The following is a 21,772-nucleotide window of genomic DNA, read 5'->3' as shown; positions in this document are numbered from 1 at the left end:
AATACCGCTTGTCGCCACTGTAACTATTGACAGTTACGCACGAGAACTCCTCGGCGGATAACACTCTTCAGGGCCAAGCCGTTGGCTCTTGAAGAGACACATGCTGCTATACCTGTCCGGAGGAACCTAATCATGGCCTTACCACTCCCCACCTTGAATCCGCCCGCCACCGGTGCCGGTGATCAAGGAACAGCCGCCGTTGCGAAACTAACCGAGGCGTTGGAACTGAGCGTTCCAAGCTCGAAGCAGTTACCTCAAGTCAATGGATCAGTGTATGCGATGATCTGCGAGCGTCCGGAAGACCCGGAAGATACAAGCTGGTCAGGCAGTCGACATTTTTCGATTGATACAGGCGAGTACCGCGTCGCACCTGGTGAGAGTACGGAAACCTGGCATCCATTCAGCGGCCTTATGGTCAAAATCCCCAAAGAGGCGCTGGAACCCTATGCAGGCAACACAATATATGTCGGCTATTCAAGCAGTGGAGAGTCTGGCCCAAACTACTCCGATATGATTGCGCTGACCGTGACCCTCCAGTAACTACCCCCGCTGCGCCTGCGCCTCTTCATGTGCATGGCGCAGCGCTCGCGGCTGTTGGTCAAATGCAACCGCATCGCCGCGCGCGCCGCGTCCGAATCCTGGCGCGCGATCGCTTCATAAATCTCTTCGTGTTCGCGGCTCAGGCGGCCCATGTAGTGCTGCTGGTCGTCATGGGCCAGGCGCGCCGAGTTCAGGCGGGTTCGCGGAATGATGCTGGTGCCCAGGTGAGTCATGATGTCAGTGAAATAACGGTTGCCGGTGGACAGCGCAATTTCCAGGTGGAACGCGAAGTCTGACGCGACCGCATCGCCCGCATGCGCGGCGCTCTCATTCAAGGCATCCAGCGCCGCGCGCATGGCCGCCAGTTGTTCGTCGCTGCGACGCAGCGCAGCCAGACCGGCCGATTCCACTTCCAGGCTGATGCGCAGCTCCAGGATCGCCAGCACATCACGCAGTGTGACCACCGTGGCCGGGTCGATGCGAAAGCCGCTGGGGCTCGGCGTATCCAGTACAAAGGTGCCGATGCCGTGACGGGTTTCCACCTGCCCCGCCGCCTGCAGCCGCGAAATGGCTTCGCGTACCACCGTACGACTTACCCCATGGGCTTGCATGATCGCCGACTCGGTGGGCAGTTTATCGCCCCGTTTAAGCTCGCCATCACGGATCTGCTCGGACAACACCGTGACCAATTCCTGGGCAAGGCTGCGGCGCTTGCGGGGAAGACGAGGGGCGGTGTTGGCTTTTTCCATGATGGATCATCTTTCTCGGTGAACTTGAGCACGCATCATAGCCCATGGTGGTTGTACGATCACCGTCTGGGCACGACTTTCATCCATATCCTGCGCGCAAAAAAATGCCCCGACATCAATCGAGGCATTTTTCAGGCAGGTCTGACGGAAAAACCGCTTATTTGACCACTTTCAAACTCGGCCGGCGCTTGGACGCGGTGGCTCGGAATCGGGCGGCGTCAGATCATCACCGTCTTCATTTTCGATCGTTTCGTCATCCTCGAAAGGCGACTCCAGATCGAACACCATGCCTTGGCCGTTCTCCCGGGCGTAGATCCCGAGGATGGCGCCAATCGGTACGTACAGCGTGTGCGGCACACCGCCGAAACGCCCTTCGAAGCTGACCGCTTCATTGTCCATGTGCAGGTGGCGCACGGCACTGGGTGATACGTTCAGCACAATCTGCCCGTCACTGGCAAAACCCTGCGGTACCTGAACCGCAGGAAACTCGGAATTGACCAGCATGTGCGGGGTGCAATCGTTGTCCACAATCCACTCGTAGAGCGCGCGGACCAAGTAGGGTCGACTGGAGTTCATCAGCGGCTCCTTAAGCCTTAGCGCATATCGCGTTCGACACCAGACAGACTCGCCTGGAAAGCCTCACGCGCAAATTGGCGCTCCATGTAATCAAGCAACGGCTTGGCCGGCCGTGGCAGTTCAATGCCCAGGATCGGCAAACGCCAGAGTATCGGCAATAGGCAGCAATCCACCAAACTTTGTTCCTCACTGAGAAAAAAAGGTTTATCGGCGAACAGCGGCGAAACGCCGGTCAGGCTCTCGCGCAATTCCTTACGCGCCACGACACGGGCCGCCTCTTTGCTGCGCGAATCGAGTATCAGATCCACCAGCCCACACCAGTCACGCTGGATCCGATGGATCAGCAGACGGCTGTTGGCGCGCGCCACCGGATACACCGGCAGCAAAGGTGGATGCGGGTAACGCTCATCCAGGTATTCCATCACCACGGTCGACTCCCACAACGCCAGGTCACGATCGACCAGGGTGGGCAAGCTGCCGTAAGGGTTCACTTCGATCAGCTTCGGCGGATGACGACCCACCTCCACACTGATGATCTCGGCGCTGACACCCTTCTCTGCGAGCACAATACGTACCCGGTGGGAATAGTGGTCGGCGGGGTCGGAGTAACAGGCCAACCGATTGGTCACGCCCATGGCGGTCCTCCTCGCTTGTTGAAATTATCGAAAGCTCAAAAACGAGCGCGCCCAGAGAGCATCTCTGTAGGACCCGATAACCAGGTCGCTACGTGTTCAGAGATGCCGCTGGGCGCGCAAGATTAACAGCAATTGCTTACGGTTGGATCAATGCACATCCTTCCAGTATTCGCGCTTGAGCAGATAAGCGAATACGAAGAAGAAAGCCAAGTACAGCAAGACGTACGTACCGATGCGCTGATGTTGCAGTTTGACCGGGTTGGCCGAGTAGGCCAGGAAGGTCACCAGGTTCTTGACCTTCTCGTCGAACTGCTCTTCGTTCAGCGTACCGGTCTTGGGTACGATGGTCAGTTGATCGCATGCTTCATGAGTCAGAGGCGTACCGGTCAACGGATCATATTGCTTCTTGCCGTTATCAACGACCTGAACCTGCTTGCATCCTACCACTTGGCGACCCTGCAGGCCGACCAGAACGTTAGGCATGCCGACGTTCGGGAATACCTTATTGTTCACACCCCAAGGACGCGCCGGGTCTTCGTAGAAGGACTTGAGGTAGCCGTAGAGCCAGTCGGTGCCGCGCACGCGGGCTACCAGGGTCAGGTCGGGCGGTGCAGCCCCGAACCAGGCCTTGGCGTCCGCCGGCTTCATGCCGATGTTCATGTGGTCGCCAATCTTGGCGCCGGTGAACACGAGTTTATCCAACATCAACTCGTGGGGGATGCCCAGATCATCGGCCACACGCTCATAGCGCTGGAACTTGGCGCTGTGGCAGCCCATGCAGTAGTTGGCGAAGGTACGCGCGCCGTCTTGCAGGGCAGCCTTGTCAGACACGTCGATGTCGACTTTTTCCAGTTCCGGGCCACCGTGCTCGGCGGCGAAGGACAGTAGCGGCAGCGCCGCAAGCATCAATGCAACAAATAATCTTTTCATCAGCCAGTCACCCTTTCCGGAACCGGTTTGGTCTTCTCGAGCCGGGTGTAGAACGGCATCAGAATGAAGTAGGCGAAATACAGGAAGGTGCAGACCTGCGACAGCAACGTACGCTCAGGGGTTGGCGCCAGCACGCCCAGCACGCCCAGGATCACGAATGCAATGCAGAACACCCACAGCCAGATCTTGCTCAGCCAGCCTTTGTAGCGCATGGACTTAACCGGGCTTCGGTCGAGCCAAGGCAGTACGAACAGCACCGCAATGGCCGCGCCCATGGCGATCACCCCCATGAGCTTGTCGGGGATCGCCCGCAAGATCGCGTAGAACGGCGTGAAGTACCAGACCGGAGCAATATGCTCAGGTGTCTTGAAGGCGTTGGCTTGTTCGAAGTTAGGCTTCTCCAGGAAATAACCGCCCATCTCCGGGAAAAAGAACACGATCGAGCAGAACACGAACAGGAACACCACGACGCCGACAATGTCTTTCACGGTGTAGTACGGGTGGAATGGAATGCCATCCAGCGGGATGCCGTTCTCGTCCTTGTGCTTCTTGATGTCCACGCCATCCGGGTTGTTGGAACCCACTTCGTGCAGCGCCAGGATGTGCAGCACCACCAGGCCCAGGATCACGATAGGCAGGGCCACGACGTGCAGGGCGAAAAAGCGGTTAAGGGTAATGCCCGAGATCAGGTAGTCACCGCGGATCCACTGGGTCAGGTCATTGCCGATCACCGGGATAGCACCGAACAGCGAGATGATCACCTGGGCGCCCCAGTACGACATCTGGCCCCATGGCAGCAGATAACCCATGAAGGCTTCAGCCATCAGCGCCAGGTAGATCAGCATGCCGAAGACCCACACCAGCTCACGCGGTTTCTGGTAGGAACCGTAGAGCAGGCCACGGAACATGTGCAGATAGACCACTATGAAGAACGCCGAAGCGCCGGTGGAGTGCAGCAGGCGCAGGATCGAGCCGTACTCGACGTCACGCATGATGTATTCGACGGAGGCAAACGCCTCTTCCGCCGACGGGGTATAGCTCATCGTCAGCCAGACGCCGGTGACGATCTGGTTGACCAGCACCAGCAGGGCCAGGGAGCCGAAGAAGTAGAAGAAGTTGAAGTTTTTTGGTGCGTAATATTTGCTGAGATGGTCTTCCCACATTTTAGTGGCGGGAAAGCGCGCATCGACCCAATCCATGAACTTGCTCATCACGCGTTCTCCTTATCGAGGCCAATGACAATAAGGTCGTCAGTTTCGTAGGTATGCGGGGGCACGGGCAGGTTCAATGGAGCAGGCTGGGACTTGTAGACGCGACCGGCGAGGTCGTAGTGAGAACCGTGGCACGGGCAGAAATAACCGCCAACCCAGTCCTTGCCCAGGTCGACAGGCGCGACCTCCGGGCGAAACGTGGGCGAGCAACCCAGGTGGGTACACAGCCCGACCAGCAACAGAATCTCTGGCTTGATCGAACGTGCTTCGTTTTTGGCGTAGGCGGGTTGGTCGGATTTCTCGGATTTCGGGTCAGACAACTGACCTTCGATCTTTTTCAGATTTCCCAGGATTTCCTCGGTACGACGAACAATGAATACCGGCTGGCCGCGCCATTCAGCAATCATCTGCTGGCCTGGCTCGATCTTGCTGACATTCACCTTCACCGGTGCACCTGCGGCTTTCGCCTTGGCACTGGGAAACCATGACCCCACGAACGGGACCGCAGCCCCCACCGCTCCTGCAGCACCCACCACGGATGTGGCTGCTACCAAGAAGCGACGCCGGCCTGCATTCACGCCGTCATTGCTCATTCAGTCCTCTCCCATCAGCTTTTTGGCCTGTTAAATCAGGCGTCTACTAAGTGTTGAATCTTTACTTATAAAAATTTTGACGGATGGTAATGAAAAGCCCCACGTATGACAAGGGAATTGCCCGGACCACTACCCCCAGGCCTTGTAGTATAGGGGGTCTACGGATGTGGCAAGTTGTCACGGTAAAAAATGTGCATAATCGCAGGCAATAAAAAACGCCCAGCTCCGTGAGGAGGCTGGGCGTTTTTGTGGAACGTAAAGCGAATTAACGCTTCGAGTACTGCGGACGCTTACGCGCTTTACGCAGACCGACTTTCTTACGTTCAACTTCACGGGCATCGCGAGTCACGAAGCCAGCTTTGCGCAGAGCGCCACGCAGGGTTTCGTCGTACTGCATCAGAGCGCGAGTGATACCGTGACGGATTGCGCCAGCTTGACCACTTACACCACCACCGATAACGGTGACGTAGATGTCGAACTTTTCAACGGTCTCGGTCAATTCCAGCGGCTGACGAACTACCATGCGGGCAGTTTCGCGGCCGAAGAAGTTGTCCAGGGTGCGGTTGTTGATCGAGATGTTACCAGTGCCCGGACGCAGGAAAACGCGAGCGGTTGCGGTTTTGCGACGGCCAGTGCCGTAATTTTGAGTCGCCGACATAATGAACTATTCCGTTAAAACTTCAGTTCTTGGGGCTGCTGAGCAGCATGAGGGTGTACAGCGCCCGCATAGACTTTCAGCTTGCGAAACATATCGCGACCCAGAGGGCCCTTAGGCAGCATACCTTTGACCGCGATTTCGATCGGGGCTTCAGGCTTCTTGGAGATCAGGCCTTCAAAGTTCGAAGACTTGATACCGCCTGGGAAACCGGAGTGACGGTAGTACATTTTGTCTTGCGCTTTGTTGCCGGTAACACGTACCTGCTCAGCGTTGATGATCACGATGTAGTCACCGGTGTCAACGTGAGGGGTGTACTCAGGCTTGTGCTTGCCACGCAGACGGCTGGCGACTTCAGTGGCCAGACGACCCAGGGTCTGACCAGCGGCGTCGACGACAAACCAGTCGCGCTGAACTGTTTCCGGTTTTGCAGTAAAAGTTGTCATTCTTTAATAGCCTCAGGGGCCGCCCTGTAAATTAGACGGCGGATCTTACTGAATAGTGCGTACTTTGACAAGTCAAAGGCAGCCGGATACAGACGCTATCGGGGGCTCGGGTCGGCGCGTCCGTTCAACGGCAAGATTCTTCGGCAGACGGCGCATCACTTCCACTGCAGAAAGAGGTGGGCAATTATGCAGATTGCGAAAAAAAAATTCAACCTGCTTTTATGATTGTTTTCCCTGAAGGAGTACCCGATGGATTATCGACAGCTGGGCCGTACGGATCTGAACGTGAGCGCGATAGCCTTGGGCACCATGACCTGGGGCGAGCAGAACAGCGAGGCAGAGGCCTTCGCGCAGATCGAGCGGGCCAAGGCCGCGGGGATCAACTTCCTCGATACGGCGGAAATGTACCCGGTGCCGCCCAAGGCCGACACCTACGCCACCACCGAGCGCTACATCGGCAATTATTTCAAAAGCCGTGGTGATCGCGCCGACTGGATCCTCGCCAGCAAGATCGCGGGCCCTGGCAACACCATCGACTACATCCGTGACGGCCATCTGCGCCACAACCGCAAGCACATCGCCCAAGCCCTGGATGCCAGCCTCAAGCGCCTGCAAACCGACTGGATCGACCTCTATCAACTGCACTGGCCGGAGCGCAGCACCAACTTCTTCGGCCAACTGAGCTACAAGCACAAGGACGAAGACGATCTGACCCCGCTGGAGGAAACCCTCGAAGCGCTGGACGAGCAGGTCAAGGCCGGGAAAATCCGCCATATCGGCCTGTCCAACGAAACCCCATGGGGCACCATGAAGTTCCTGGCCCTGGCCGAAGCCCGTGGCTGGCCGCGCGCGGTGTCGATCCAGAACCCCTACAACCTGCTCAACCGCAGCTTTGAAGTGGGCCTGGCGGAAGTCGCCATTCGCGAGCAATGCGGCCTGTTGGCTTATTCGCCCCTGGCGTTCGGCATGCTCAGCGGCAAGTACGAGGGTGGCGCACGTCCGGCCAAGGCGCGCCTGACCGAATACAGCCGCTTCAGCCGCTATTTCAACCCGCAGTCGGAAGCGGCCTGCAGCCGTTATGTGGCCCTGGCGCGCGAACACGGTTTGGACCCGGCGCAGATGGCGTTGGCGTTCGTGACGCAGCAGCCGTTCGTGACCAGCAATATCATTGGCGCCACATCGCTGGAGCAGTTGGACAGCAACATCGCCAGTGCCGAACTGAAACTCTCGAAAGAGGTGCTGGAGGGGATCGAGGCGATTCAGAAGGATCACCCGAATCCGGCGCCTTGATTGATTTGTAGACCACTATCGGGGGCAAGCCCCCTCCCACACTTGGAATGCATTCCAATGTGGGAGGGGGCTTGCCCCCGATAGGGCTCTCACAAACAACACAGCACTCAAAGCGCCCGCGCAATGATCTCCTTCATGATCTCATTGGTCCCTGCATAAATACGCTGCACCCGCGCATCCGCCCAGGCACGGGCAATCGGGTATTCCCACATGAAGCCGTAGCCGCCGTGCAGCTGCACGCACTCATCGAGCACTTTGCATTGCAGGTCCGTGGCCCAGTACTTGGCCATCGCCGCCGTGGGCACATCCAGCTTGCCTTGCAGGTGCAACGCCATGCACTGGTCGACAAATACGCGGCCGATCTGAATTTCGGTGGCCATCTCCGCCAGCTTGAAGCGCGTGTTCTGAAAGTCGGCAATCGCCTTGCCGAATGCCTTGCGCTCGCGGGTGTAGTCCAAGGTCCATTGCAACGCAGCCTCGGCCGATGACAACGCGCCGATCGCCACCGTCAGACGCTCCTGCGGCAGCTCCTGCATCAAATACGCGAAGCCCATGCCCGCCTGGCCCAGCAGGTTTTCCTTGGGCACGCGCACGTCCTGAAAGAACAACTCCGAGGTGTCCTGGGCCTTCATGCCCACCTTCTCCAGGCGCTTGCCCTTGGCGAAGCCCGGCGTATCGGCCTGCACCAGGAACAGGCTGGTGCCCTTGGCGCCCGCCTTGGGATCGGTCTTGGCCACCACGATCACCAGGTCAGCCAGATAGCCGTTGGTAATGAACGTCTTGGAGCCGTTGATCACATACTCATCGCCGTCCAGCACAGCGCTGGTCTTGACCCCTTGCAGGTCGGAGCCGGCACCCGGCTCGGTCATCGCAATGGCAGTGACCATGTCGCCGGCGATCAATTTGGGCAGGTACTTGTGCTTCAGCGCCTCGCTGCCGTAATGCAGGATGTAAGGCGCGACAATATCCGAATGCAGGGAAAAGCCGATGCCAGTCAGGCCCAACCGGCTGATCTCCTCGATCACCACCGCACTGTAGAGAAAGTCCGCCCCCAGGCCGCCATATTCCTCCGGCAGATGGGAGCACAGCATCCCGGCCTCCCCCGCCTTGCGCCACAGTTCGCGGTCGATATAACCCTGCTTTTCCCATTGCCCATGGAAAGGCGCGGCGTCTTTTTCGAGGAAGGTGCGCACGCTCTCGCGAAAGAGCTCGTGCTCCGGACTGAATAAAGTTCTGGGAATCATGGGTCACCTGTGTGGATTGTCGGACAAAGACCAGCCAACAGAGCCTAGGCCGCGAAAGCGTCACGGGACACTGGACACATGCGACAAAAAATAAGACGATCCAGCCGTCTGGTGACCACTTTCCCCTATAAGAATAAATGAAATTATGTCTAACCAAATCTCCACGCCCTTGCGGCGCGTCAGCATTTTGGCCATTGATCGGGTATTCGCGTCCACCCTCATGCAAGCCAAGGATTTCTTCCATCTGGCCAGCCTGCGCCATGGCAAACAACTCGGCCAGGGCCTTACGCCCGCGTTCGAAACGCGCCTGGTCAGCCCCGACGGCAAGTCTGTGCGCAGTTTCAGCGACGTGATCATGCCGGTCGACGGTGGCCTGGAAGACGCCGACATCATCGTACTGCCGGCCTTCTGGGATGACTTTGACGCGCTCTGCGTACGCTACCCACAAGTGCTGCCATGGTTACGCGAACAACACGCCCGCGGCGCCGTACTCTGTGGCGAAGCGACCGGCGTGTTCTGGCTGGCCGAGGCGGGATTGCTCGATGGCAAGGAGGCGACCACCTACTGGCGCTTCTTCAACGCCTTCGCCGAACGCTTCCCCAAGGTGCAACTCAACCAGGACAAGCACCTCACCGACGCCGACAACCTGTATTGCGCCGGCGGTACCACCTCGGCGTGCGACCTCTACATCTACCTGATCGAACGATTCTGCGGCGCCAACATCGCCCAGGCCGTGGCCCGCGATATTCTCTACGAAGTGCAGCGCAACTATGCGCCGGGGCGTATCGGGTTTGGCGGGCAGAAACTGCACCAGGATGTGATCATCCTGCAGATCCAGCATTGGCTCGAAGAGCACTTCGCCGACAAATTCCGCTTCGAAGACGTCGCCCGCGAACACGGCATGAGCATCCGCAATTTCATGCGCCGCTTCCAGACCGCTACCGGCGACAAGCCGCTGCACTACCTGCAACGCTTGCGTATCGAGACAGCCAAGGGCCTGCTCTCGGGCAGCCGCAAGAGCATCAAGACCATCAGTTATGAGGTGGGTTACGACGATGCGAGCTTCTTTGCACGGTTGTTCAGGCAGCACACGGAGCTGTCACCGAACCAGTATCGGCAGCAATTCCAGCAGGCCGCGTAGCCCCAGCCAAACACAGTAAAAAATGTGGGAGGGGGCTTGCTCCCGATAGCGGAGTGTCAGTCACTGAAGATGTTGACTGATCCACCGCTACGGGAGCAAGCCCCCTCCTACATTTTGATCTGCATTTGACCTAGGGCTTGTGTCCGCGCGACAGGAACTCGTGGGACTGCATTTCCAGCAAACGGCTCAGGGTACGCTGGAACTCGAAGTTCAAGCGGCCACCGGTGTAAAGATCCTTGAGCTCAACTTCCGCCGAGATGATCAGCTTGACGTTGCGATCGTAGAACTCGTCGACCATGTTGATGAAGCGGCGCGCAATGTCGTCGGTGGTGACGCCCATTTGCTCGACGCCACTCAAGATCACCGCGTGGAAAATCTTGCCCAGTTCGATGTAGTCGTTCTGGCTGCGCGGGCCGTCGCACAGTTGGCGGAATTCGAACCAGGCCACGTCATCACAGGTACGCAGCGCGATCATCTCGCGGTTTTCGATCATCAGCTTGTCGTTTTCCACTGCCTGGGTGCATTCCGGCGTGAGGGCACGGAAGCTCTTGCGCAGGCTATCGTGGGCCGCCTCGTTCAGCGGATAGTGGTACAGCTCCGCTTGCTCGAGGTGACGCAGGCGATAGTCGACGCCGCTGTCGACGTTGACGATGTCGGTGTTCTGCTTGATCAGCGCGATGGCCGGCAGGAAGCGCGCGCGCTGCAGGCCGTCCTTGTACAGGCCGTCCGGCACGATGTTCGAGGTGGCCACCAGGGTCACGCCGTTCTTGAACAGCTCTTCCATCAACGTGCCGAGGATCATGGCGTCGGTGATGTCGGACACGAAGAACTCATCGAAGCAGATGACCCGCGCCTCGTCGGAGAAACGCTTGGCGATGATGGTCAGCGGGTTTTTCTCGCCCGGCAAGGTCTTCATCTCTTCGTGCACGCGCTTCATGAAGCGGTGGAAGTGTGTGCGGACCTTTTCCTTGAACGGCAGCGCTTCGAAGAAGGTGTCGACCAGGTAGGTCTTGCCACGGCCCACGCCACCCCAGAAGTACAGGCCCTTGACCGGCGTGCGGTCTTTCTTGCCAAACAGCTTGCTGAGCATCCCTGGCTTGCTTTGCGAGGCCGCGACCAGGTCGTCATACAGGCGCTGCAGATGACGCACCGCCGTTTCCTGGGCCGCGTCATGGAAGAATTCAGGGCGTTTCAGATCAGCTTGATATCGTTCTAGGGGCGTCATAATTTCGTTAGCAAGGCAACAAAAACGGGCCGACACTGTAACGACGGCCCTGGATAATGGCAATCAACCCTTGGTCGGGTTAATCCTCGATGGGGGTCAACGCAGTGCGCAAAGCTTCGATCCCAGCATCTCGCTGCGCATCATTCGTATAAATTGCGGAGCTTTGCGCTACGCATTCACCGTCGAGCCAAACGGTGAAGCCATTCTTTTCGGTGCGAATGTCCAAGGTTTGACCTGACTGCAGTTCCTTAATCACCGCGCCAGCCTTTTTGCCATCAGCAAACTCGCTCGACAGCAACAATTGCGAACCATCGGCGGCAAGCACACGGAAGCGGAAGCTATTACCTTCGCGGAAACTGAGCACACGAGAAGACTTCGCAGCTTTCTTCTTGCTGGCGACCGGCGCCGCAGCCTGGTTGACGAACGAACGCAGGCCCACCGCTTCACGCAGCTCGGCCAGGAACGGCGCGGCCACGGCACGGGCTTTTTTGGCGCCAACCAGCAACAGGTCTTCCATGTCCGATGGGCGCGACATCAGTTGATGGTAACGCTCGCGGGCTTCCCCCAACTGGCCGTCCAGCAGTTGGAACAGACGGTTCTTCGCCTCGCCCCAGCCCAGACCTTGCAGGAGTTCGGCGCGGAATGCTTCTTCCTGGGCCTTGCTCGCAAACGCCTGGTACAGGGTGAACAGGTGTGAGTTATTCGGGTCCTTGGCTTCGCCGGGGGCGCGCGAGTCGGTGACGATGCGCGAGATCGCGTCCTTCATGTCCTTGGCGCTGGTGAACAACGGGATGGTGTTGTCGTAGCTCTTGGACATCTTGCGGCCGTCCAGGCCCGGCAAGGTGGCGACGCTTTCTTCGATCAATGCCTCAGGCATGGTGAAGAATTCTTTGCCATTGCCGAACAGGTGGTTGAAACGCTGGCCGATGTCGCGGGCCATTTCCACGTGCTGGATCTGGTCGCGCCCCACCGGCACCTTGTGCGCGTTGAACATCAGGATGTCCGCCGCCATCAGTACCGGGTAGCTGTACAGCCCATGGTGATACCCGCGTCCGGGTCTTCGCCGGTTTCCACGTTCTTGTCCACCGAGGCCTTGTAGGCGTGGGCGCGGTTGAGCAAGCCCTTGGCGGCCACGCAGGTCAGCAGCCAGGTCAGTTCGGGGATTTCCGGGATGTCGGACTGACGGTAGAAGGTCACCCGGTTCACATCCAGGCCACCGGCCAGCCAGGTCGCGGCGATTTCCATGCGCGAGCGCTGGATGCGCTGCGGGTCATCGCATTTGATCAGGGCGTGGTAGTCGGCCAGGAAGTAGAAGGAATCGGCATTGGCGTCCTGGCTGGCGAGGATCGCGGGGCGGATCGCACCGGCGTAGTTGCCCAGGTGCGGCGTGCCGGTGGTGGTGATGCCGGTGAGGATACGGGTACGCGTCGTCATGGGGTAATCGCTTATCAGACTGCTATCAATTCGAGAGGCGCGGCAGCACCAGATCCTTCAGATCGGTGAGCTTGCCATGAAAAAAGTGCCCGCATTCTGCCACTTTCAGCAGCTCATGGGGGCGTTTCAGGGCCGCGGACCAGTCGTAGACGAGTTGCGGGTCGACCACTTCGTCGGTTTCCGGCTGGATCAGGGTCAACGGGCAGCCTTGAGGCAGCGCATCCGTGTCGCGCAGGCGCATCACGGCGGCGGCGACCATGAACAGGTGCGCGAGTTTTTCGCCCCTGGCTTCCAGACGGCCACCGAGGCTGGCGGCCACGTAGCCACCGAAGGAAAAACCGAGCAAGGTGATCGGCAGGTCCGGGTGTTTTTCGCGCAACCAGGCGATGGCTGCTTCGGCATCGTCGACTTCGCCGGTGCTCATGTCGTGGCTGCCGGCACTTGCACCGACGCCACGGTAATTGAAACGCAAGGTAATCAAACCGGCATCGCGGGCGGTGCGTTGCAGGGTCGAAACGACTTTATTGAGCATGGTCCCGCCCTGCACCGGGTTGGGGTGGCAGATCAACGCCAGGCCACGTGGCTCGGGGTGATCGAGGTACAAGGCTTCCAGTTGGCCCACCGGGCCATCGATCAAAACGGGGGTTTCACGCATGAGCAAGGATGAACTCCGTGACCTCTCAAAGGGTCGACTCGTCTAGCTAAAAGTCTGTGCATGGCATCATTGCGAGCTTAATCGCGGTATACAGCGCAGGTCCGAGCCGTTAACGTAAAGCAAAGCCGTTTATAGAGGAAGGACTCGTGGAACACTCGCTCTTAGTTTGGTTGTTGCCGACTCTTGCCCTGGTTGCCGGTGTCGCCATTGGATTCCTGGTTGCTCGCCTGCTGCCGAACGCCGCGCCTAACCGCACGCAGCGTCAGCTGGATGACATTCAGGAACGTTTTGACAGTTATCAGAACGAGGTTGTTACCCACTTCAATAGCACCGCGACCCTGGTCAAGAAACTCACCCAGAGCTACCAGGAAGTACAGGATCACCTCGCCGATGGCGCAAACCGCCTGGCCCTCGACGACATCACCCGTCAGCGCCTGCTGGCCGCGCTGCATTCCGATGCACCGCAAGCCCCACGGGAACGCCTGACCCCACCCCGGGAAAACCAGGAGCCACCACGGGACTACGCACCCAAAACGCCAAATGCCCCTGGCATGCTGGATGAGCATTACGGTTTGAAGAAGTAAGTTATTTTCAAGCGACACAAAAAAGCCCGGCTGATCGATGATCAGCCGGGCTTTTTTTGTTGCCGCTAACTTGCGAAAACACTGAGGTCAAATGTGGGAGGAGCCTTACCCCCACATTGACCGAGCAAGGCTTTAAACCGGCTGCTCCTGAAGCCAGCCACCCTCGATCCGCACATGCCGGCCGTGGAAACGCTTGAGACTGCTGCGATGCCCGACGCTGACGATGCTCAGCCCCGGCAGTTCATTGATCAACGCCTGGTACAGCGTCGCCTCATCCTCTTCATCCATGGCCGAGGTAGCCTCATCCATGTACAGCCATTGCGGCGCGTACAGCAAGGCGCGGGCGAACGCCAAGCGCTGTTGCTCGCCCGGCGAGAGCATGCGTTGCCAGTGATTGGCTTCGTCCAGGCGCGCGACCAGATTTGGCAAGCGGCAAGTTTCCAGGACCTGTGCATAACGTTCCGCCGAGTAGACGCTGTCGTCCTGTGGATAACTCAATACGGCCTTGAGTGTGCCAATCGGCAGGTAGGGCTTCTGCGGCAGGAACAGGTAACGTTTGGCCGGCAGACGAATGCTGCCGTGACCCGCGGGCCAGAGATGGCCCATCGCGCGCAACAGCGTACTCTTGCCGCTGCCGGAACGGCCGCTGAGCATGACCCGCTCACCCGGTTCCACGCTCATGTTGGCGTCCGTCAGCAAGTGGCGGCCATCGTTCAGGTTCAAGCCCAGGCCCTGCACCACAAGACGATCCCCCTGCGCCTGCACCTCAATCGCCGCCGGGAGCTGCTCGTTTTCGGTCATGGCCTGCTGAAAGCTCAATAGACGATCACTGGTCGCACGCCAGCCGGCCAGATCGGAGTAGGCGCTGATAAACCAGCTGAAGTTGCCCTGCACATTGCCGAACGCCGAGTTGATTTGCATCAGCTCGCCCAACTCGATCTTGCCGGAAAAGTAGCGCGGCGCTGCCACGACAAACGCAAAGACGGTCGCAATCTGCTCGTAGCCCGCGGTGAAGAATGTCAGGCGCTTGGAGACTTTCATGATGTCCCAGTAGTTATGCCAGACCTTGCCGAAACGCGCGCTCAGACGCTGATTCTCGTTGGGCTCGCCGTTGTACAGGGCGATGCTCTCGGCATTCTCCCGCACCCGCACCATGGAGAAACGCAGGTCCGCTTCGAAGCGTTGCTGCTGGTTGCTCAAGCCGATCAAACGACGGCCGATCAGGTGGGTCAGCCAACTGCCGACGGCGGCGTAGAGCAACGCACACCAAAACATATAACCGGGAATGGTGATGCCGAACACGTCGATACTGCCCGACACGCCCCACAGGATGACGGAAAACGACACCAGGCTGACGACATTGCGCAACAGCCCAAGGCCCAGGCTCAAGGTATTGGAAGTGAAGCTGTTAAGGTCTTCGGAGATCCGCTGGTCCGGGTTATCGGTATAGCCGCCCTGCTCCAGTTGATAGTAGTTTTTGTGCCCCAGCCAGCGTGCAAAGTGCTTTTCGGTGAGCCATGCCCGCCAGCGGATGGTCAGCATCTGGGTCAGGTACAGGCGGTACACCGCGCCGAGAATCGCCACCGTCGCGATCCCACAGAAATAGAGGATCTGCTGCCAGAACGCTTCGGTGTCCTTTTTCTCCAGGGCGTTGTAGAAGTCCTTGTACCAATGGTTGAGCCACACGGAAATGGCTACGCTGAACAGCGACAAAGCAATCACCACGGCCAGCAGCAACCAGGCCTTGCCCTTCTCTTCACTGCGCCAGTACGGCGTGATCATCGCCCAGGTTCGGCGCAGGAATTGCCCACGCACCGCGTCGTTGACCGCGGAGTACTCAGCGTTCTGATTCATCGTTCAGGCTCGGTAGGAAATAGGTGACAGGCGTTTGAACCGATCATAGTTGATCGGTTCAGGGCTCCGTGCGGCCTGAGGCGGGTCGTTCAGCCTAGGTTCAGCGTCGTACCGGGCGCTTTTGCAACTTGCGTTGCAGGGTCCGGCGGTGCATGCCCAGGGCGCGGGCGGTGGCGGAGATATTGCCTTCGTGCTCGGTCAGCACGCGCTGGATGTGTTCCCACTGCAGGCGGTCCACCGACATAGGGTTTTCCGGCACCAGGGTGTCGAGGTCGGCGTGCTCGGAGAGCAACGCCGCCAGCACATCGTCGGCGTCCGCCGGCTTGCACAGGTAGTTGCAGGCGCCGCGCTTGATGGCCTCGACGGCGGTGGCGATGCTGGAGTAACCGGTGAGGATCACCACGCGCATTTCCGGGTCCAGTTCCAGCAGCTTGGGCAGCAGCACCAGGCCGGAATCGCCGTCCATTTTCAGGTCCAGCGCAGCGTAGTCCGGCAGGTCGGCCTGGGCGATGGTCAGGCCCTCCTCGGCGGAGCCCGCGGTGCTCACGCGGAAACCGCGACGGCTCATGGCGCGCGCCATCACCGGGTAAAGGTAGCATCGTCGTCTACCAGCAACAGGTGCGGCAGTTCTTCGCCTTCGACTTGGATCTCGTCACTCATCGATATCTCCTCGTGCGACACGGGGCAGGCGCAGCTCGGTGAGCGTGCCACCTTCCTCATGACTATAGAGCTTCACTGAGCCGCCCGCGCGGGTCACGCTGGCCTTGCTCAAGAACAGGCCCAGGCCGAAGCCTTTGCCCTTGGTGGTAAAGAAAGGTTTGCCGATCTGCTCGGCAATGGCCAGTGGCACGCCCGCGCCGTGGTCGCGAATGCTGATGGTGACGTGCTCCAGATCCCAGTCCAACTGTACGCCCAAGCCTTCTGGGCAGGCGTCGGCGGCGTTGTTGAGCAGGTTGAGCAACGCCTGGGTCAGATCCGGAGGCGGCGCCATGCGCGGCACGGTGCCCTGCCCCAGCAGATGGAAGCGGTAGCTGGCTTCGGGACGCATCAGGTGCCAGCGATTCAGGGCTTCATCGAGCCACTGGGTCACGTCCTGCATCTCCACCGCCAGGCGGCGATTGGCTTCGGCGGCGCGCACCAGTTGTTGCAAGGTCTGCTTGCACTGCTTGACCTGTTCGCGCAGTACGCCGAGATCTTCCTGCAGTACCGGGTCGTGATGGTCCTGCGTCATTTCGTTGAGCAAAACGCTCATGGTGGCCAGCGGCGTGCCCAACTCATGGGCGGCACCGGCGGCCTGGGTGGCGACGGCCAGCAATTGCTGGTCGCGCAGGCCTTCTTCACGGCGAATGGCGCGCAGTTCCTCTTGGCGGCGCAGCTCTTCGGCCATGCGCGCGGCGAAGAAGGTAATGACCGCGGCGGACAGTGCGAAACTCAGCCACATCCCGTAGATCTGCAGGTTTTCGCGGGCGATGGGAAAGGTCTGCAATGGGTAGAACTGCGCAAGCAGCAGGGTGTACAAGGTCAGCGCGATGCCCGACAGCACCACCGAGTAGCGCCACGGCAACGTCACTGCGGCGATGGTCAACGGCACCAGGTAATAGGAAACGAACGGGTTGGTGGAACCACCGGAGAAATACAGCAACACACTGTGGATAAACAGGTCGCAGGCCAGCTGCAGGGCATATTCCAGCTCAGTTACCGGCCAGGTGGTGCGCAAGCGAATCGCGGTAAACACGCAGAGCACGGTGGAGAAACCGAGGGTCACGCCCAGTGGCAGCCAGGGCAGCGGCAGCAGGTCGAACCAATAGGCAAGCCCTACCGAACCGGCCTGGGCGGCCAGTACCAGAGTACGAATGAACGTCAGGCGCCAGAGGTTCTGGCGGGTGGCGGAAGTCAGTTTTACGGCGGCGAGCATGAGCTCTCCCGGTGGGCGCTGCTGGCGGATCGGCAGGAGTATAAACGAAGCAGACACGCCGGCACGGCGCGTGTGGCTCTTTGACGCAGTCCGCGCAAATGACCGCTCGTCGGCACCACGACATTTTGTAGGTGATGTGTAAACCCGAAGAACCCACTCCCACCGTCTACAGTCATACCGATACGAATAACCTCAAGGAGCTTCCATGTCTCGTTTCACTCGCAGCGCAGCCGTTATCGCCTTCAGCATCGGCACCCTGACCAGCCTTCCGGCATTGGCCGCCGATGAGCTGCATTACAACCAGATATCTCTGCGCGCCGAAGTCAGCCAGGAAGTGGCCCGCGACAAGATGATCGTCACCCTCTACACCGAGTCGCAAAATGCCGACCCGGCCAAGCTCGCCGCCGAAATCACCACCGCGATGAACCAGGCCCTGGGCCAGGCCCGTGAAGTCAAGGGCGTGACCCTGCGCCAGGGCAGCCGCAACAGTTATCCGATCTACGACAACAAGAGCCAGAAGATCACCGGTTGGCGTGAACGCGCCGAACTGCGCCTGGAAAGCGCGGACTTCCCGGCGCTGTCCAAACTGACCGGCGAACTGCTGAACACCCTGAAAATGCAAAACATGGACTTCGCCATCGCCGACGCCACGCGCAAGGCCAGCGAAGATGCGCTGCTCAAGGACGCGGTTGCCGCGTTCAAGGCTCGCGCGCAACTGGCCACCGATGCACTCGGCGGCAAGGGTTACAAGATCGTCAACCTGAACTTCAATAGCAATGGTTACCCGCAGCCCTATGAGCGCGGCGCAATGATGATGAAAGCCGCGGCGATGGATTCAGCGCCGACGCCGGACGTGGAAGCCGGTACCAGCAAGGTAAACATGACCGCTGATGGCGTGATTGAAGTGCTGCAATAGTCTTTTTTTAATAACAAACGGCGCAACCTCGAAGGTTTGCGCCATTTTTTTTGCCCCTCAACTCTCCTATTAGTCTTCAAGTAAAATTTACCACATTAAATTTAACGCCTATTGCCTGTGTTAAGCCGGAACTTTCCACCCTGAACAACCACTCAGTAATGCGCACTAAGTTAGCCCCACTAGTTAACGTCGCACCTACCCCATGGCAACGGATTAAAACGGAGCGAAATCAGAGTACGGACACCCAACATTATTGCGCTTAAATGAACGAATGATTGTTATGAATCCATATTAATGAGCTCACAATGAATATAATGCCACTTTCCTCGCCCCTCTCTGCAACCGCCACTCAAACGCCCGCGCCTAATCGCCACCTTCACGTCCTTGATACCTCGTCTCCTCATCAAAAAACTTTGTCGCAAGCGCAGAGCAACTCGAACACCTCAACGGTTGACGCAGGACACGCCCGATCTTCCACGCGGTCAGACACCCCCGTAGGCGATGCCTATAAAGCGACAATCTATGGAACAAACCCTCCCTCCCTACCGACCTCGAGCTATACCATACGAGAGCGGGAGCAACGTATCGACGCCTACGCCAATCGCGTAAAGTCGCTGGTCGGTAACATCGAAAGCGGCAGCGAAGGCGAGAGAAACGTTAAATTTCAAAACGCACGTCAGTTCATGGAGCCCTCTGGCTACTTCAGTGGTGGTCTATTGGCCGCCGGATACGATCCTAATGAAACATTCACGGTAACCTTCAACACCGACGTCGGCGGAGTTTCGAACTCTCTTCACTTGAGCGACCAAACCACGCGCACCTACGCCGCATGGGAAATTGCAGCGGGTGTACTTGAACACGACAAGCCCTTCCGAGGCGGCCCGATCAATTTCAATTTCATGCATATCGAGTCAAAAGACGCGAGTAAAATCCGGGATCTGGGCGCACTGGGCAAGAAACTCCAAGGCCGTTGGGAGTCTGAAATATCCTCGCCAATGCGCGAGACTTCGGGGGAACTGGCACAACGCTCGGGCAAAGCAGACGCCTATGTCTTAAGGGGAGCTTTGCAAAATTTCCGGGAAAATCGCGAAAACGTTGAGCAACTAAGCACGGCAGCTCAAGATGCAATCAATCGTACACTCGAAAACAACGGGCAAGTCATCATTCCCAACATATATGGCTATCCGTTGGCAGGGTACGCATTTATTCCGTTCTTCCCTTATAAGGGCGATTACAATCACCGCCCCAACGAGGGGGTGATGATCGACTTAAAGAACGGCGCCATCAGTGAAGTAACAGGGGACAACAGTTTTGCCGACTGGGCCAAAAATAATCGCAATAATTTGCTAAGCAGTTTCAATGCCTCAGATACGCAGGGAGGAAAGGACAGTCATTGGCCAGCCGCACACTACGTTCTCGACAACCTGATAGCCAGCAATGCAGCCACTTACCCTGGCTATCAAAACTTTCTAAAGGATCAAGACGTACATGTTCGTCAAACTTTCAACTACACGAACGCGCGCGGTAGCGCGTATCGTTTAAAGTATGACAATCTGAGCAACATTGCCTCACAGTTCCAGAAACAAAACGCTAAAAACGCTACATGGTCTGACCAAACCCAGGTATTTGGCGCCGGCCCGCAACGCTGGAAAGCCGCCGAGGGCGTTTGGAACAAAACCTTCGGTTATGTGCCTGTAGTGGGCTCTGCAGGCAATATAGTCTTCGGCGTTCATGACGCTCTCTACGGCATGACAGCTCAAGATCGAGTTGGAGGCGCTTCCGGGGCGGTACTGGCGGGGCTGCAACTGGCGCACGAAATTGCGACGGCGGGTATTGACGCTGGGCTCGGAGAATCTTCCGTCCTGCATCCCGCCCCCCAAAGCTATGGCTGGAAATATAATCCGCAGACCGCCGATTTTGAATTCGTACGCACACCCAAGGTTTCTCCCGACTCTGGTGAAGTTCAAGCACCAAAGGAAGGCGGCGGCACCCATCAGAGCAAGCCCCCGTTAGTAGAGCCTTTAGTCAACCCGCTACGCCCCAGCCAGGCGGGGAATATCAGCGGGTACGCAGTGCCGAACGGCGAGGGGCTCATCAAAGATGTCAAACCCAACGCGAAAGGCATTTACCAGGTCAAGGATCCGCTCTCCCACGAAGATAAATGGTTTATCCGCTACACCGACACCACTGGCGCCAGCAATGTGTATGAGATCAGAAGTGACTTCAAACTCAGTGACAATTACACGCAAATTATCGCCCCAAAAACCCGGAAGCCGGTACTGACGGTCCATACCAAAGGTAATGGGCAGTGGAAGGCGGTCAGTGGCGACGGCGGCATAAAATGGCCAGGGAAGCGCCCGGTGTCGCCAACGCCCAGTGACGCCCCGAAGACACCACCAAAAATGTCAGACGGGTTTGTAACCCTGGACAATAAAAAAATGGATGGCGCCGAGAAATTTGACGAGGTCTTCCGAGACAACAATAACAATACCGCCTATGAAACATCAGTGAGCAACTTTGAAGACGCCGGCCGCCTCAAAAGCAAACTGACCGCTTCCTGGACCGTCCAGGAAGACAACTTCGAGGTTTATCCAAGTGAGAAAGCACAACCCAACGAACACAGCACCACGGACTACTCGCCCAATTTTATCAAGGATTTGAACCGTGACCGTTATACCGTGCGGATAAAACAACCTGATGGTTACACCACACTGGAGTTGGACGGTACCGGCAGCGCTGATGGCGAGACGTTGCACAAGCGTTTGAAGCAGTTCGAGGAGGCGATTCCCAACCCTGCATTGCGTTCGCGCATCTCCGAAGTCGCTCACCAGGGCAGTGTCGCCCCCACATCGGTTGAGTTGAAAATGAACCAACTGCAAGATCATGTGGGCTTCAAAGGCAAGGACACGCACTACGTCATCACCTACGATCCGCTGACCAATGAGGCCCACGTCCAATTTGATGCTCAGATGACGTTGCTCGACCTGGACAAGGACGCCACCGTGATTCCCGATATGGAGATCACTGCGCAAAGAAGCTTCCGGATTACCGAAAGCAACGTACTGGACGGCGATGCCAACCCTTACACCATCGAGAAAAAAGCCCCCTTTACGCTGAGCGCTTCGGTGATTACTGACCTGAAATAAAACCCCGACTACCTGACGAACCTGAACGGCGGT

The 21,772-nt window shown here is 58.2% G+C and carries 17 protein-coding genes and 4 pseudogenes; 6 read left to right on the top strand and 15 right to left on the bottom strand.

The genetic code is table 11. From position 1 onward, the window contains the following. The first annotated feature begins 132 nt into the window (after window positions 1–132). Window positions 133–540 (top strand): hypothetical protein, encoded by a 408-nt coding sequence (locus JWR98_RS09040; RefSeq protein WP_205489802.1) that lies wholly within the window; start codon window positions 133–135, stop codon window positions 538–540. Here the strand turns inward: JWR98_RS09040 and JWR98_RS09035 are convergent. The 8 genes and pseudogenes from JWR98_RS09035 to rplM form a co-directional block, all read right to left on the bottom strand. Beyond that, window positions 541–1,289 (bottom strand): annotated as a pseudogene (locus tag JWR98_RS09035) (FadR/GntR family transcriptional regulator). Window positions 1,290–1,446: 157 nt separating this feature from the next. After that, a pseudogene (locus JWR98_RS09030) lies at window positions 1,447–1,865 on the bottom strand (ClpXP protease specificity-enhancing factor). A 17-nt stretch (window positions 1,866–1,882) separates the two neighbouring features. Then, entirely contained in the window at window positions 1,883–2,500 is a 618-nt protein-coding gene (locus JWR98_RS09025; RefSeq protein WP_003171748.1) for a glutathione S-transferase N-terminal domain-containing protein, read from the bottom strand. Window positions 2,501–2,647: 147 nt separating this feature from the next. Further along, window positions 2,648–3,430 (bottom strand): cytochrome c1, encoded by a 783-nt coding sequence (locus tag JWR98_RS09020; protein ID WP_078731556.1) that lies wholly within the window; start codon window positions 3,428–3,430, stop codon window positions 2,648–2,650. After that, a complete protein-coding gene (locus JWR98_RS09015) occupies window positions 3,430–4,641 on the bottom strand; it encodes a cytochrome b (protein WP_003171746.1) in 1,212 nt (403 codons plus the stop codon). The genes JWR98_RS09020 and JWR98_RS09015 overlap by 1 nt, the downstream gene beginning before the upstream one ends. Further along, the gene (gene petA / locus JWR98_RS09010; RefSeq protein ID WP_034095877.1) at window positions 4,641–5,234 is read right to left on the bottom strand and encodes a ubiquinol-cytochrome c reductase iron-sulfur subunit; all 594 of its coding nucleotides are present in this window, start codon (window positions 5,232–5,234) and stop codon (window positions 4,641–4,643) included. The genes JWR98_RS09015 and petA overlap by 1 nt, the downstream gene beginning before the upstream one ends. A gap of 265 nt (window positions 5,235–5,499) precedes the next feature. Further along, window positions 5,500–5,892, bottom strand: coding sequence for a 30S ribosomal protein S9 (gene rpsI, locus JWR98_RS09005; protein WP_003171743.1), 393 nt, complete (start codon window positions 5,890–5,892; stop codon window positions 5,500–5,502). A 14-nt stretch (window positions 5,893–5,906) separates the two neighbouring features. Beyond that, complete coding sequence (rplM, locus tag JWR98_RS09000) at window positions 5,907–6,335, bottom strand: 50S ribosomal protein L13 (RefSeq protein ID WP_003171742.1); 429 nt, start codon at window positions 6,333–6,335, stop codon at window positions 5,907–5,909. A gap of 249 nt (window positions 6,336–6,584) precedes the next feature. Between rplM and JWR98_RS08995 the strand changes: the two genes are divergently transcribed. After that, window positions 6,585–7,625 carry an NADP(H)-dependent aldo-keto reductase gene (locus tag JWR98_RS08995; protein WP_078731555.1) on the top strand — a complete coding sequence of 347 codons (1,041 nt, stop codon included), beginning with the start codon at window positions 6,585–6,587 and terminating at the stop codon, window positions 7,623–7,625. A gap of 107 nt (window positions 7,626–7,732) precedes the next feature. Here JWR98_RS08995 and JWR98_RS08990 read toward each other — a convergent pair whose 3' ends face one another. Further along, window positions 7,733–8,869 (bottom strand): acyl-CoA dehydrogenase family protein, encoded by a 1,137-nt coding sequence (locus JWR98_RS08990; RefSeq protein ID WP_078731554.1) that lies wholly within the window; start codon window positions 8,867–8,869, stop codon window positions 7,733–7,735. Between the two features lie 244 nt (window positions 8,870–9,113). Between JWR98_RS08990 and JWR98_RS08985 the strand changes: the two genes are divergently transcribed. Further along, entirely contained in the window at window positions 9,114–10,010 is an 897-nt protein-coding gene (locus JWR98_RS08985; RefSeq protein ID WP_181408626.1) for a GlxA family transcriptional regulator, read from the top strand. A gap of 130 nt (window positions 10,011–10,140) precedes the next feature. Here the strand turns inward: JWR98_RS08985 and zapE are convergent, their stop codons facing one another. From zapE to JWR98_RS08970, 3 genes and pseudogenes are all read right to left on the bottom strand, one after another. Beyond that, complete coding sequence (gene zapE, locus JWR98_RS08980) at window positions 10,141–11,235, bottom strand: cell division protein ZapE (RefSeq protein ID WP_078731552.1); 1,095 nt, start codon at window positions 11,233–11,235, stop codon at window positions 10,141–10,143. A 79-nt stretch (window positions 11,236–11,314) separates the two neighbouring features. Beyond that, window positions 11,315–12,669 (bottom strand): annotated as a pseudogene (locus JWR98_RS08975) (tryptophan--tRNA ligase). 25 nt (window positions 12,670–12,694) lie between these two features. Beyond that, complete coding sequence (locus tag JWR98_RS08970; RefSeq protein ID WP_078731550.1) at window positions 12,695–13,324, bottom strand: alpha/beta hydrolase; 630 nt, start codon at window positions 13,322–13,324, stop codon at window positions 12,695–12,697. Between the two features lie 146 nt (window positions 13,325–13,470). Here JWR98_RS08970 and JWR98_RS08965 point away from each other — a divergent pair, with 146 nt between their 5' ends. After that, window positions 13,471–13,908: a Z-ring associated ZapG family protein gene (locus JWR98_RS08965; RefSeq protein ID WP_017138275.1), complete on the top strand. Its 438-nt coding sequence runs from the start codon at window positions 13,471–13,473 to the stop codon at window positions 13,906–13,908. A gap of 132 nt (window positions 13,909–14,040) precedes the next feature. Here the strand turns inward: JWR98_RS08965 and JWR98_RS08960 are convergent, their stop codons facing one another. The 3 genes and pseudogenes from JWR98_RS08960 to JWR98_RS08950 all read right to left on the bottom strand — a co-directional run bounded on the left by JWR98_RS08960 (window position 14,041) and on the right by JWR98_RS08950 (window position 17,677). Next, window positions 14,041–15,762, bottom strand: a complete 1,722-nt coding sequence (locus JWR98_RS08960; RefSeq protein ID WP_205489801.1) for an ABC transporter ATP-binding protein/permease — start codon at window positions 15,760–15,762, stop codon at window positions 14,041–14,043. Between the two features lie 100 nt (window positions 15,763–15,862). Next, window positions 15,863–16,422, bottom strand: a pseudogene (locus tag JWR98_RS08955) (response regulator transcription factor). Continuing rightward, window positions 16,415–17,677: an ATP-binding protein gene (locus JWR98_RS08950; protein ID WP_003171730.1), complete on the bottom strand. Its 1,263-nt coding sequence runs from the start codon at window positions 17,675–17,677 to the stop codon at window positions 16,415–16,417. The pseudogene JWR98_RS08955 and the gene JWR98_RS08950 overlap by 8 nt, the downstream one beginning before the upstream one ends. Before the next feature lie 205 nt (window positions 17,678–17,882). Here JWR98_RS08950 and JWR98_RS08945 point away from each other — a divergent pair, with 205 nt between their 5' ends. Both JWR98_RS08945 and JWR98_RS08940 read left to right on the top strand, forming a co-directional pair. Next, on the top strand, window positions 17,883–18,593 hold the full coding sequence (locus JWR98_RS08945; RefSeq protein ID WP_205489800.1) for an SIMPL domain-containing protein: 711 nt from the start codon (window positions 17,883–17,885) through the stop codon (window positions 18,591–18,593). Window positions 18,594–18,898: 305 nt separating this feature from the next. After that, entirely contained in the window at window positions 18,899–21,739 is a 2,841-nt protein-coding gene (locus JWR98_RS08940) for a hypothetical protein (protein ID WP_225908644.1), read from the top strand. Window positions 21,740–21,772 lie beyond the last annotated feature (33 nt).

It is taken from the genome of Pseudomonas lactucae, from assembly GCF_016937615.1.
Taxonomy (GTDB): Bacteria; Pseudomonadota; Gammaproteobacteria; order Pseudomonadales; family Pseudomonadaceae; genus Aquipseudomonas; species Aquipseudomonas lactucae.
Note: the sequence above shows the minus strand (reverse complement) of the source record. Positions and strands in the feature narration are given on the sequence as shown.